Raw genomic sequence first — 12,046 nt, forward strand, 5'->3', positions numbered from 1 at the left:
TTTGGGAAGAAGGGTTTCAGACGGGCCATCTGCTCGTCGCTCAGCCAGAAAAGGTCAGACATGTTCACCGCTCGTTTTGAGCACCGTGAATCACGCGGCCAAACGGAAATCAATGGGTCCTGAGCCTTAGGCCCGCTCCTGTTCCAATTCGAGCCCCTGTTCCAGCAACTCCCGGGTGGCGCGCTCGACGCCTTCCGTCAGCATGTCGAACATGTCGTCGATCTGCGGTTCGGTGATCACCAGCGGCGGCGAGAAGATCGCCATGTTGCCGTAGGGGCGGACCATCAGGCCCAGTTCCTGGCAGCGGGCGTCGATCACCGCGCCGATGGTGGCGTCGATCCCGGCGCTGGCCTGGCCATCACGGGTCAGCGAGCATTCGATGCAGCCCACCAGCCCCATGCCGCGCACATCAACGATCAGCGGCAGATCCAGCATCTGGTGCAGGCGTTTCTGGAAATACGGGGTCACCTGGCGGACGTGCTCCAAGATGCCGTCGCGCTCGAAGATCTCGATGTTCTTGAGGCCCGCGGCGGCGCAGACCGGATGGCCGGAATAAGTGTAGCCGCTGGTGAAATAAACGTCCTTGGAGACATCGCCCTCGATGTCCTTGAACAGCCGGTCGGAGAAGACCGCGGCCCCCATCGGCGCATAGCCCGAGGTCAGCCCCTTGGCGCAGGTGATGATGTCGGGGGTGATGCCGAACAGCTCTTCGGAGGCGAACCAGTGGCCCAAGCGGCCAAAGCCGGTGACGACCTCGTCGGAGATATACAGCACGTCGTGCTTGCGGCAGACCTCCAGGCAGCGCTGGTGGTAGCCCGCGGGCGGCACGATTACGCCGCCGGAGCCAAGCACCGGTTCAGCGATGACGGCGGCGGTACTGTCCGCGCCCAGTTCAAGGATGGCGTTTTCCAAGTCCGCGACTTTTTCATCAAGGAAGGCTTCGATGCTCATGCCTTGGGGGCGGCGGAAGGCGTTCACGTCCGGCAGGATATGAGGAATGTCCTGATCCGTATCGAACCACTGGCGCTCGCTCGGCTTGCCGCTGAGCGAGGCGGTCAGATAGGTGCCGCCGTGATAGGCGTGCGCCCGGGTGATGACCCGCTTCTTGGCCGGCTTTCCCAGCAGGTTGTTGCGGAAGTGGACAAAGCGGATGGCGGTGTCCACCGCGGTGGAGCCGCCGGTGGTGAAAAAGACCCGGTTGAGGTCGCCCGGCGCACGTTCGGCAATCGCGTGGGCAAATTCGGCGCTGACTGAAGTGGCCTCGCTGAAGGGGGAGCAATAGGCCATCTTGCGGGCCTGGTCCGCCATCGCCTCGGCAATTTCGGCGTTGCCGTAACCAAGCTGCATGCACCACATGCCGCCGGGGCCGTCGATTACCTTGTTGCCGTGCTCGTCGTAAACATAAATGCCTTCGGCATACTCGCTGAACGTCCTGCCGGCCTTTCCGGGTCCTTGGACTTCCAGCCCCTCCCACGGGTGGAAATAGTTCTCCTTGTCCCAGGTTTTGAAGTTTTCGAAGTCGTTCGCAAATTTGGCCATCTCGCCCTCTGTCCAGGATTGTTGATTAATGAATGAACGTTCATACATTGAGGCGTAGGTGAACGACCGTTCATTGTCGATGGAAATTTGTTGCAATCACGGGCAAGGTGCTGGAAAGGCAGCGGGCCGGTCGGGAGAACAAGGGGCAGGCAGATGGCAAGTGCCGAAGATACAAAGAAAAAGCGGAAAGTGGACAAGGGGTTGCACCGGGAAGTCCTGCTCGAAGCCACCGCCAGCGTGATCCTCCGGCATGGTGTCAGCGGCGCAACAATCAGCCGCATCCAGGAGGAATCCGGGCTGTCCCGCGGCATGATCAACCTGCACTTCCAGTCGAAAGACAATCTGATTCGAGAACTCGCGAGACACATGACGCGGGAATACAATTCAGCCTGGCAGAGTTTCACCAGCCAGGTTTCAGAAGGGGTAAGCACACCGGAAGATGCCGCTGCCCGCCTGCAGGCGCTGTTCGAAACGGATTTCTCCGAAGCGGTCCTGAACAAGCGCAGCGCACGATTGACCTTTGCCTTCCGCGCCGAACCTGATCTGCAGGTGCTTGGGTCCGGATACATCGAAACCCGTGGAACTGACCTGCATGACCATGTGCGCAGCTGCTGCAGGGTGCTTTGTGCAGCATGCGGAACACAGGGCGATCCCGAGAAGGTAGCTATGGCGATCATGTCGTTGCTGGAAGGGTTGTGGACCGATTTCCACGCCCATCCCGACGAGTTCAGCAGGGCAGGCGCGGTGGAAATCTGCCGGACCACCGCCCGCGCCTTCTTCCCCGGCTATTTCTGACCGGCAAAGGGGGGCGGCAGACCGCTTCCTTGGTACGGCGGGCAGCAACGAAGTTCCGGGCGCTCAAAGGTCAGATAGTTCAAAGGTCAGAAAACTGTGTCCAGTCCCAGTTCCCGCAACCGAATACCGCCACGGCCGCACCTCCCGCACAGCGCCGGTCTCCTCCGGCGCCCGTTTGCGCGGCATGCCAAGCCTCTTCCCGATGTGTCGGCGCCCTAATCATCCCGGGTGCGCACTGGCGCGGATCCGGCTGCAGTGCGCCGGCCGGTATTGCGGCCGCGCGGCGGAGACGAGCCTCGGGCCTCTTCCTGCAGCCAGGCCACCAGGGCGCTCACTTCCGGACGGAAGCGGTTGCGTTCCGCGGGCAGCACCAGGTAGTGCCCCTGGCGCGCGGGCAGGGTGCAGCCGCTCGCCTGGACCAGATCTCCGCGTTCCAGATAGGGCCGGGCAAAGACCTCAGCCACAAGCGCCGTGCCAAGACCGCGGCTGGCCAGCTCCAGCGCGATCAGTGATTGATCCATCTTGTAGGCGGGTTCCGGCACCGGGCAGTCCGGCCCGTGCAGGGCAAAGAAGTGCCGCCAGGTGTCGACCACGCCGGCCAGTTCGATCAGCGGCCCCCGGGCCAGGTCTTGCGGGTCGCCGCTGCCGCGCAAGGCCGGGGCGCAAACGGCGATCACCTTGTGTGTCATCAGCGGCAGCACTTCGCCGTCCGGCCAGTTGCCGTCGCCGTAGCGGATGTCGACGTCGATTTGCTCTCCCTCGGCCAGTTCCGCCCAGGAGGCCGAAAGCACGCGCAGGCGGCTTGCGGGGCTTGCGGCTTTGAACCGCTCCAGCCGCGGCACCAGCCACAAAAAGTTCAGTGAGCTGACGCAGCGCAGGGTAATCTCCGCCTCCGCCCCCCGGCCGAACAGGTTTGAGGTGGTGGCGTCGAGATCGGCAAAGGCCTTGGCCACCACTGGGCGGTAGGCCTGCCCCAGCTGCGTCAGCACCAGCGTCTTGCGCTCGCGCCGGAACAGCTTGTGGCCGAGCTGGGCCTCCAGTCCGCGGACCTGGTAGCTGACGGCCGAGGGCGTGAGGCCGAGCTCCTCTGCGGCGAGAGTGAACGTGCCCAGACGGGCGCTGGCGTCAAAAGCGCGCAGCCACATCAGAGGGGGTAATTCCTTGTACATGCAGGCAGAATAGATCATCTGCAAAAATTTTTAAGGTAACGGCGATTTTTTTTTCGTTTGGGATTTGCGCTGCGGCTTTGTAACGATCCAGCGGCAACACAGGCATCGGGCAGGGCACAGTGGCGGACTACGATTTCATCATCATCGGCGCGGGATCCGCGGGCTGCGTGCTGGCTGAGCGGCTGAGCGCTTCGGGGCGCCACAAGGTACTGGTGCTGGAGGCGGGCGGGCGCGGCTGGTCGCCGTGGATCGCGCTGCCGCTCGGCTATGGCAAGACATTTTTCGATCCCTCGGTGAACTGGAAGTACGAAACCGAGCCGGAAGAGGCGCTCGCCGGGCGCAGCGGCTATTGGCCGCGCGGCAAAGTGGTGGGCGGTTCGGGGGCGATCAATGCCTTGGTCTATGCCCGCGGCCTGCCGCACGATTTCGACGACTGGGCCGCGGCGGGCGCCACCGGCTGGGGCTGGGACCCCGTGCGCGGGACCTATGAGGCGATGGAGACCCGGATCAGCGCCAGTGGCGAACGCCAGGGCAGCGGGCCGCTGCATGTGCAGGATGTCTCCAACCAGATCCACCCGGCCACCCGGCATTTCTTTGCCGCCGCGGACCAGCTGGGCCTGCCGCGGACCGATGACCTCAACGGCAGCACAGGCGAGGGCGCGGCGGTCTACCGGATCAACACCAGCGGCGGGCGGCGGATGCACTCGGCGCGGGCGTATCTCGCGCCGGCGCTGAAGCGGTCGAATGTGACCCTGATGACCGGCGCGCTGGTGGAGCGGATCGTGTGCGAGGGCCGCCGGGCCACGGCCGTGCAGCTGCGCCGCCGGGGCCGCACGCTGACCCTGCGGGCAGGGCGCGAGATCATCTTGTCGGCCGGGGCGGTGACGTCGCCGCGGCTGTTGCAGCTATCGGGCATCGGCCCGGCAGAACTGCTGAAATCGCACGGCATCACCCCGCTGCTGGACGCACCGCATGTGGGTGGCAACCTGCAGGACCACTTGGGGATAAACTATTACTTCCGCGCCACCGAGCCAACGCTGAACAACGCGCTGCGGCCGCTCCTGGGCAAGGTGCGGGCGGCCCTGCAATACGGGTTTACACGGCGCGGGCCGCTGGCGCTGTCGGTGAACCAGTGCGGCGGCTATTTCCGCTCGGCGCCGGAGCTGGGGCGTCCGGACCAGCAGCTCTATTTCAACCCGGTCACCTACACCACGTCGCCCGATGGCAAACGCACGGTGGTGCAGCCCGATCCTTTCCCGGGGTTCATCATCGGTTTTCAGCCGGCCCGCCCCACCAGCCGCGGCCGCATCGACATCAGCGCCGCTGATCCGGCGGCACCACCGCGCATCCGGCCGAACTCGCTGGCAACCGAAGAGGACCGGGCGCAGGTTGTGGCGGGCGGCCGGCTGTGCCAGCGGCTGATCACCACCAAGGCCCTGGACGGGCTGGTGGCGTCGGCGATGGACCCGGACCTGCGCCGCATGGACAACGACGAGATCCTCGCAGATTTCCGCGCGCGCTGCGGCACCGTCTTCCACCCCTCAGGCACCTGCCGGATGGGCGCGGAGGCCGCGGCTTCTGTGGTCTGCCCGCGGCTGAAAGTGCATGGGATCGAGGGCATCCGGGTCGCCGATGCCTCGGTCTTTCCAAACATCACTTCGGGTAACACCAACGCCCCGACCATGATGCTGGCGCACCGCGCCGCAGAACTCATTCTGGAGGATGCATGAGCGCGCCTTATTCCATGTCCGGCGCGGTGCCGGTCCCGCACGACCGCGGCCAGGACGACACCGGTCCGCGCATCCGCCGGATCGAGACTTTCTGCACCCCGCTGATCGGCTTCGTGCGGGTCACGGCAGAGGACGGCTCCACCGGCTGGGGGCAGGTTTCGACCTACAACAGCGACCTCACCTGCGAGATCCTGCACCGCCAGGTGGCGCCCTGGGCGCTGGGACGCGGCATGGATGCTCTGGAGGAGGTGATCGCCGAGGTGCCGCTGCGCGAGCACAAGTTCCCCGGCACCTACCTGCGCCGCGCCATGGCCGGGCTCGACACTGCCGTCTGGGACTGGCGCGGCAAGGCGGCGGAAAAGCCGGTGGCCGAGTTGCTGGGCGGCTCGGCGGGGCCGGTGCGGGCCTATGCGTCCTCAATGCGGCGCGACCTCACCCCGGAGGACGAGGCCGCCCGGATGCTGCGCCTGCGCGACGCGCAGGGGTTTGATGCATTCAAGGTGCGCGTCGGCGCCGAATGCGGCCAGGACCGCGACGAGTGGGAGGGCCGCACCGAGGCGATCATTCCCGCGATCCGCAAGGCGATGGGACCGGACGCCGCGCTGCTCGCCGATGGCAACTCCGGCTTCAGCCCGGCCCGCGCCGTCGAGGTCGGGCGGAAACTGGAGGCCAATGACTATGAGCATTTCGAGGAACCGTGCCCTTACTGGGAGCTCGAGCAGACCACGGAAGTGACCCGGGCGCTCGATATCGACGTGGCGGGCGGCGAGCAGGACTGGGACCTGCAGCAATGGAAGCGGATAATCGCGATGCGCGCGGTCAGCATCATCCAGCCCGATATCTTGTACCTGGGCGGCATGGCGCGCAGCATGGACGTGGCTCGGATGGGCCATGCCGCGGGCCTCCCTTGCACACCGCACTGCGCCAACCTCTCGCTGGTGACGCTCTTCACCATGCACCTGTTGCGCGCGGTGCCGAACCCGGGCCGCTATCTGGAATTCTCGATCGAGGGCGACGACTACTACCCCTGGCAGCGCGGGCTGTTCGTGAACGACCCCTACACCATCTCCGGCGGCCAGGCGGTTGTGACCGAGGCCCCCGGCTGGGGCGTCGAAATCAATCCCGAATGGCTCGCCAAATCCACCTACAAATGCAGCGGGGACGCCTGATGACCGCCGACCACCTGATTTCCACCTATTTCGATACCGGCACCCTGCCGGACCTGCCGCGCGACCACTTCATCGGCGGGCAATTCGTGGCGTCTGATGACGGCAACCGGATGCAGAGCTTCGATCCCGGTACCGGCACAGCCTTCGCCGAATTTGCCGCGGGCACCGCCGCGGACGTGGACCGCGCCGTGGCCAGCGCCGCCGAGGGCTTCGAGGTCTGGTGCAGCACGCCGCCCGCCCGCCGCTGCGCGATCCTGAACGAGGTCGCCCGCCTGATGCGCGCCGAGGCGGAGCGGCTCGCGGTGGTGGAAAGCCTCGACAGCGGCAAGACGCTGGCGGAAGCGCAGGGCGACGTCGCGGGTTCGGCGCGGTTGTTCGAATATTACGCAGGTGCTGCCGACAAGCTGGACGGGCGCAGCGTTAACCTCGGCAACGGCAACGCCGCCTTCACCCTGCGCGAGCCGGTGGGGGTGACCGCCCATATCGTGCCGTGGAACTACCCGACCTCGACTCTGGCGCGCGGCATTGCACCGGCACTTGCGGCAGGCTGCTCGGCGGTGGTGAAACCGGCGGAGACCACGCCCTTCACCGCGCTCCTGATCGCCGAGCTGCTGGTCCGCGCGGGCGTGCCTGCGGGGGTGGTGAACGTGGTGACCGGCACAGGCATCGAGGCCGGCGCGCCGCTGGTTGCCGACAACCGTGTGCGGCATGTGACCTTCACCGGCTCGGTCGCAACCGGCGTCGGCGTGATGCAGGCGGTGGCACCGAACGTGACCGGCCTGACGCTGGAGCTGGGCGGCAAGTCGCCCCTCATCGCCTTTGCCGACGCCGATGCGGAAACCGTGGCGGAAGGCGCGCTCTGGGCGATCTTTTCCAACGCCGGGCAGATATGCTCGGCCGGCTCGCGGCTGGTGATCCACCGCGATCTGCACGCCGAAGTGCTGGAGCGGCTGGCGGCGAAGGCGCAGGCCCTGCGTTTCGGGCATGGTCTGCGCAACCCGGACATGGGTGCCGTGAACTCCGAGCGGCACCTGGCGCAGATTGCAGCCCACTTGGAGCGCGCCCGCGCCCGCGGCGTTGAGATCGTGACCGGCGGCAAAGCGGCCACGGACCCGGAGACCGGCAAGGGCTGGTTCTTTGAGCCGACCATCCTCGACAACCTCGCTGCCAGTGACGAGGCCGTGACACAGGAGATCTTCGGCCCCGTCCTCGCCGTGCAGGCCTTTGACACGGAGGAGGAAGCGCTGGCGCTTGCCAATGGTACCGACTTCGCGTTGGCGGCCGGGATCTACACCCGCGACATGTCCACCGCTCTGCGCATGGCGCAGCGGGTGGACGCCGGGCAGGTCACCGTCAACGACTACTGGGCGGGCGGTATCGAGCTGCCCTTTGGCGGCAACCGCAAGTCCGGCTTTGGCCGCGAGAAGGGGCTGGAAGGGCTCGACGCCTACACCCGCGCCAAGGCCATCACCCTGGCTGTATAGAGGCTGCGGCTTGGTGGTCCCCTTGCGGAGATCCACATAAGGGCGGCTGTGAACCGCTAGCCAGCGCTATGGAGAACGCCAGCGCCCGCGTCAGCCGGCAGGTGGGCTGGCGCTGGGCCGTCTCCGGAGAGTGCCAGCGCGGAACAAGGCCGAGAGGCCGCCGCGCATCGCCGGCACGCCCCCACGCGGCGGCGATTTGGCTGCCGCTGGGCGGTTCCTCGAGAGGGCCTACGGACCTGGCAGACATAAACTGCCAGTTGCGACGGTTCGGATCGCCTCCGCGCGCGCCGGAGATGCGCGGCTTGCCGCAAAACGAAACCGGCCGCGGCCCCTTTGCCGGCCCGCGGGATACGCAGGCTGGCAGAGGGCGCGCGGCCGGAAACCGGGCCTTCAGAAGGCCTTAGAAATGCGCCGAGCGGGTTCCCTCGGGCTTTTCCACCGGCGGGGCGAACTTGGTCAGGTCGATGCCCTCGACGGCGGATTTGTATTCCTCCGTGCTGGGCGTCCGGCCCAGGATCGCGGAGAGCACCACCACCGGGGTCGAGGCGAGCAGCGATTCACCCTTCTTCTCGGCCGAGTCTTCCACCACGCGGCCCTGGAACAGGCGCGTCGAGGTGGCCAGAACCGTGTCGCCCTTGGCGGCCTTCTCCTGGTTGCCCATGCAGAGGTTGCAGCCCGGGCGCTCGAGATAAAGGATGTTCTCGTACTCGGTGCGCGCGCTGCTCTTGGGGAACAGATCGTCGAACTCAAAGCCCGAGTACTTCTGCAGGATTTCCCAGTCGCCCTCGGCCTTCAGCTCGTCGATGATGTTGTAGGTCGGCGCGGCGACCACCAGCGGCGCCTTGAACTCCACCTTGCCGTTGGCATTCTCCAGATTGCGCAGCATCTGGGCGACGATCTTCATGTCGCCCTTGTGCACCATGCAGGAGCCGACAAAGCCCAGGTCCACCTTCTTGTCCGCACCGTAGTAGGACACGGGGCGGATGGTGTCGTGGGTGTAACGGCGCGAGGGATCGGCGTTGTTCACGTCCGGGTCGGCGATCATCGGTTCGACGATCTGGTCAAGGTCGACCACCACCTCGGCAAAGTACTTCGCGTTGGCATCGGGCTTCAGCGCGGGCTTCTCGCCCGATTTGATCTCCGCGATGCGCTTGTCGGCCTTCGCGATCAGCCCGGCCAGCGTGCCGGCGGTGTTGTCCATGCCCTTGCCGATCATCACCTGGATACGCGACTTGGCCAGCTCCAGCGAGCCCACCAGCGTCTCGTCGTTGGAGATGCAGATGGAGGCCTTGGCCTTCATCTCGGCAGTCCAGTCGGTGAAGGTGAAGGCCTGGTCGGCCAGGAGGGTGCCGATGTGGACCTCGATCACGCGGCCCTGGAACACGTTGTCGCCGTGCTGCTGCAGCATCTGCGCCTGGGTGGCGTGCACCACGTCGCGGAAGTCCATGTGCGGGGCCATCTGGCCCTTGAAGGTCACCTTGACCGAGTCCGGGACCGGCATGGTGGCCTCACCCGTCGCCAGCGCCAGCGCCACGGTGCCGGAATCGGCGCCAAAGGCCACGCCCTTCGACATGCGCGTATGAGAGTCGCCGCCGATGGTGATGTCCCAGTCGTCCACGGTGATGTCGTTGAGCACCTTGTGGATCACGTCTGTCATCGAGTGATAAACGCCCTTCGGGTCGCGCGCAGTGATCAGGCCGAAGTCGTTCATGAACTGCATCAGGCGCGGGATGTTGGCCTGCGCCTTCTTGTCCCAGACCGAGGCGGTGTGGCAGCCGGACTGATAGGCGCCGTCCACGGTTGGGGAGATGACGGTGGCCGCCATCGCTTCCAGCTCCTGCGCCGTCATCAGGCCGGTGGTGTCCTGGCTGCCCACGATGTTGACCTTCACCCGCACGTCCGAGCCCGCGTGCAGCGGCTTGCTGCTGGTCACGCCAACTGCGTTCTTGTTGAAGATCTTCTCCACCGCGGTCAGGCCCTGGCCGTCGTGCGACACTTCCTTGGAGGGGGCAAAGACCGGCGCCGGCTCCACGCCGAGCGTTTCGGCGGCAAAGCTCTGCAGCTTCTTGCCGAAGACCACGGCGTAGGAGCTGCCCGCCTTCATGAACTCCATCTTCTGCGGGGTGAAGGCGGAGGACACGTCGGCCAGCTCTTCGTCATCTGCTTCGGAGTAGAGCTTCTGGTCCTTGGTGTTGATCGTCAGCACCGTGCCGGTGGCGACGGAATATTTCTGCTCCAGCACCGGGTTGCCGTCGTTGTTGAGGATCGGTTTGCCTTCGCCGTCCACCTTCTTCACCCAGTTCTTGAGGTCCAGGCCGATGCCGCCGGTCACGCCCACGGTGGTGAGGAAGATCGGCGAGATGCCGTTGGTGCCCGCAACGATCGGCGCGTAGTTCACGAAGGGCACATAGGGGCTGGCCTTCTTGCCGGTCCAGAGCGCCACGTTGTTCACGCCCGACATCCGCGAGGAGCCCACGCCCATGGTGCCCTTTTCGGCGATCAGCATCACGCGCTTGTCCGGGTGCTGCAGCTTCAGCGCCTCGATTTCCTTCTGCGCCGCTTCCGAAATCATGCACTTGCCATGCAGCTCGCGGTCGGAGCGCGAATGCGCCTGGTTGCCGGGCGACAAGAGATCGGTGGAGATATCGCCTTCGGCGGCGATGTAGGTCACCACCTTGATTTCTTCCTCGACCTCGGGAAGCTTGGTGAAGAACTCGGCTTGGGCGTAGCTCTCCAGCACGTCCCTGGCGACTGCATTGCCGGCCTCAAGGGCCGCCTTCAGCCGCGCCATGTCCGCATCATAGAGGAAGACCTGCGTCTTCAGCACGTCGCCTGCCTGCGCCGCGATGGCGGCATCTTCGCCCAGTGCCAGATCCAGCAGGACCTCGACGGAGGGCCCGCCCTTCATGTGCGACAGCAGTTCGAAGGCGAAGGCAGGGGTGATTTCCGACACAACCGCGCCGCCGAGGATGATCTTTTTGAGGAACGCCGCCTTGACCCCGGCAGCGCTGGTGGTGCCGGGCAGGGTGTTGTAGATGAAGAAGCCGAGCGAGTCCTTGCGGTGCGCGTTGCCTTCATCCTCGATCTGCGCGATCAGCTCGGCAACCAGTGCGCCGTCGTCGATGGGCTTGGGGTGCAGGCCTTCGCCTTTGCGCGTTTCGATTTCGGTCAGGTAGTCTGTGTAAAGGCTCATGGCTGTCCCGGCTAGTAAGCGTTGAAAGGTTGGCGCACCGGGCCTCAGAAGGCAGTTTGCGAACCCGGTTGCGCCGTTTGTATGCGGCGGTATACCAAACGCTTCCGCATTGCAAGGTGTTCAGCGATGGCAGTTTGCCACACCGGCCCGCGCCGAGGCAGTTCCGCCAGACTTGGGACAGACAGGTCCGGCGTCGGCCGCGGGCTCAGCCGCCCGCCGCCGCCATCCGCGCTGCAGCGGTTTTTGGATAGGTCACGATGATCGCGGCGCAGCCCGCGATGTCCTCGCGCGCCATCGCCTCAGGCAGGTCGGCGAGCGGGCAGATCAGCGTGCGGGCCGTGGGTTTGGAGACATCGGCGGCCACGGTCACCGGGACAGAGGGCGGCAGGCCGATGCGCAACAGCCCCTCGCGCAGCCGGGTGGCCTGGCCTGCGGACATGTAGAACACCGCCGTTGTCCCGGGCTGCACGTGCCGGGTGCAGTCGGGCAGCGGATCGCCCGCCCGGCAGATTGCGGTGGTCAGCACCAGCGTGTCCGCAACCCCCCGTTCGGTCAGCGAAATGCCGGTCTGCGCCGCGGCCGCGCAGGCGGCGGTGACGCCAGGCACGATCTCGGCCTCGATCCCTGCGGCGCGGGCGGCCTCCAGCTCCTCCGGCAGGCGGCCGAAGATGCCGGGATCGCCGGATTTGAGACGCACCACCCGGCGGCCCTTCAGCGCTTCGGCGACGATCACCGCGCTGATCTTCTCCTGCGGCCAGGCGTGGGCACCGACGTGTTTGCCGACAAAGACCTTTTTCGCGGTTGCAGGCGCCAGCTCCAGCACCTCCGGGTCGACCAGCCGGTCGTAGTAGACGGTCTCCGCCGCCTGCAGCTTGCGGATCGCGCGCAGGGTGAGCAAGTCGCTGGCGCCCGGCCCGGCCCCGACAAGGGCGAGGGAGCCGCGGGGTGTATCAGTGTCGGTCATGCG

The 12,046-nt window shown here is 66.1% G+C and carries 8 protein-coding genes; 4 read left to right on the forward strand and 4 right to left on the reverse strand.

The features are described from left to right. Positions 1–126: 126 nt before the first annotated feature. Positions 127–1,539 (reverse strand): aminotransferase, encoded by a 1,413-nt coding sequence (locus ACOHX0_RS16740; protein WP_420678290.1) that lies wholly within the window; start codon positions 1,537–1,539, stop codon positions 127–129. Positions 1,540–1,692: 153 nt separating this feature from the next. Between ACOHX0_RS16740 and ACOHX0_RS16745 the strand changes: the two genes are divergently transcribed. Further along, on the forward strand, positions 1,693–2,334 hold the full coding sequence (locus ACOHX0_RS16745; RefSeq protein WP_420678291.1) for a TetR/AcrR family transcriptional regulator: 642 nt from the start codon (positions 1,693–1,695) through the stop codon (positions 2,332–2,334). Positions 2,335–2,549: 215 nt separating this feature from the next. Here ACOHX0_RS16745 and ACOHX0_RS16750 read toward each other — a convergent pair whose 3' ends face one another. Beyond that, positions 2,550–3,521 (reverse strand): LysR substrate-binding domain-containing protein, encoded by a 972-nt coding sequence (locus tag ACOHX0_RS16750; RefSeq protein ID WP_420678292.1) that lies wholly within the window; start codon positions 3,519–3,521, stop codon positions 2,550–2,552. Between the two features lie 101 nt (positions 3,522–3,622). On the opposite strand from ACOHX0_RS16750, the gene ACOHX0_RS16755 reads away from it, so the two are divergent. The 3 genes from ACOHX0_RS16755 to ACOHX0_RS16765 are packed head-to-tail and all read left to right on the forward strand — an operon-like array spanning position 3,623 to position 7,886. Then, on the forward strand, positions 3,623–5,233 hold the full coding sequence (locus ACOHX0_RS16755; RefSeq protein ID WP_420678293.1) for a GMC family oxidoreductase: 1,611 nt from the start codon (positions 3,623–3,625) through the stop codon (positions 5,231–5,233). Next, positions 5,230–6,402 (forward strand): mandelate racemase/muconate lactonizing enzyme family protein, encoded by a 1,173-nt coding sequence (locus ACOHX0_RS16760; protein WP_420678294.1) that lies wholly within the window; start codon positions 5,230–5,232, stop codon positions 6,400–6,402. Before ACOHX0_RS16755 ends, ACOHX0_RS16760 begins: the two co-directional genes overlap by 4 nt. Then, positions 6,402–7,886, forward strand: coding sequence for an aldehyde dehydrogenase family protein (locus tag ACOHX0_RS16765; RefSeq protein WP_420678295.1), 1,485 nt, complete (start codon positions 6,402–6,404; stop codon positions 7,884–7,886). The genes ACOHX0_RS16760 and ACOHX0_RS16765 overlap by 1 nt, the downstream gene beginning before the upstream one ends. A 400-nt stretch (positions 7,887–8,286) precedes the next feature. On the opposite strand, the gene ACOHX0_RS16770 is transcribed toward ACOHX0_RS16765, so the two are convergent. Together ACOHX0_RS16770 and cobA are read right to left on the reverse strand one after the other, a co-directional pair. After that, positions 8,287–11,079 (reverse strand): bifunctional aconitate hydratase 2/2-methylisocitrate dehydratase, encoded by a 2,793-nt coding sequence (locus tag ACOHX0_RS16770; RefSeq protein WP_420678297.1) that lies wholly within the window; start codon positions 11,077–11,079, stop codon positions 8,287–8,289. Positions 11,080–11,284: 205 nt separating this feature from the next. Continuing rightward, positions 11,285–12,043: a uroporphyrinogen-III C-methyltransferase gene (cobA, locus tag ACOHX0_RS16775; RefSeq protein ID WP_420678298.1), complete on the reverse strand. Its 759-nt coding sequence runs from the start codon at positions 12,041–12,043 to the stop codon at positions 11,285–11,287. Positions 12,044–12,046 lie beyond the last annotated feature (3 nt).

The sequence above is a fragment of the Cribrihabitans pelagius genome (assembly GCF_048820915.1).
In the GTDB taxonomy this organism is placed as follows: Bacteria; Pseudomonadota; Alphaproteobacteria; order Rhodobacterales; family Rhodobacteraceae; genus Cribrihabitans_A; species Cribrihabitans_A pelagius.

Bases quoted from the DNA above. Each gene is read 5' to 3' on its own strand.
- cobA (WP_420678298.1), bottom strand. From the start codon at position 12,043: ATGACCGACACTGATACACCCCGCGGCTCCCTCGCCCTTGTCGGGGCC.
- ACOHX0_RS16740 (WP_420678290.1), bottom strand. From the start codon at position 1,539: ATGGCCAAATTTGCGAACGACTTCGAAAACTTCAAAACCTGGGACAAG.
- ACOHX0_RS16770 (WP_420678297.1), bottom strand. From the start codon at position 11,079: ATGAGCCTTTACACAGACTACCTGACCGAAATCGAAACGCGCAAAGGC.
- ACOHX0_RS16760 (WP_420678294.1), top strand. From the start codon at position 5,230: ATGAGCGCGCCTTATTCCATGTCCGGCGCGGTGCCGGTCCCGCACGAC.
- ACOHX0_RS16750 (WP_420678292.1), bottom strand. From the start codon at position 3,521: ATGATCTATTCTGCCTGCATGTACAAGGAATTACCCCCTCTGATGTGG.
- ACOHX0_RS16765 (WP_420678295.1), top strand. From the start codon at position 6,402: ATGACCGCCGACCACCTGATTTCCACCTATTTCGATACCGGCACCCTG.
- ACOHX0_RS16745 (WP_420678291.1), top strand. From the start codon at position 1,693: ATGGCAAGTGCCGAAGATACAAAGAAAAAGCGGAAAGTGGACAAGGGG.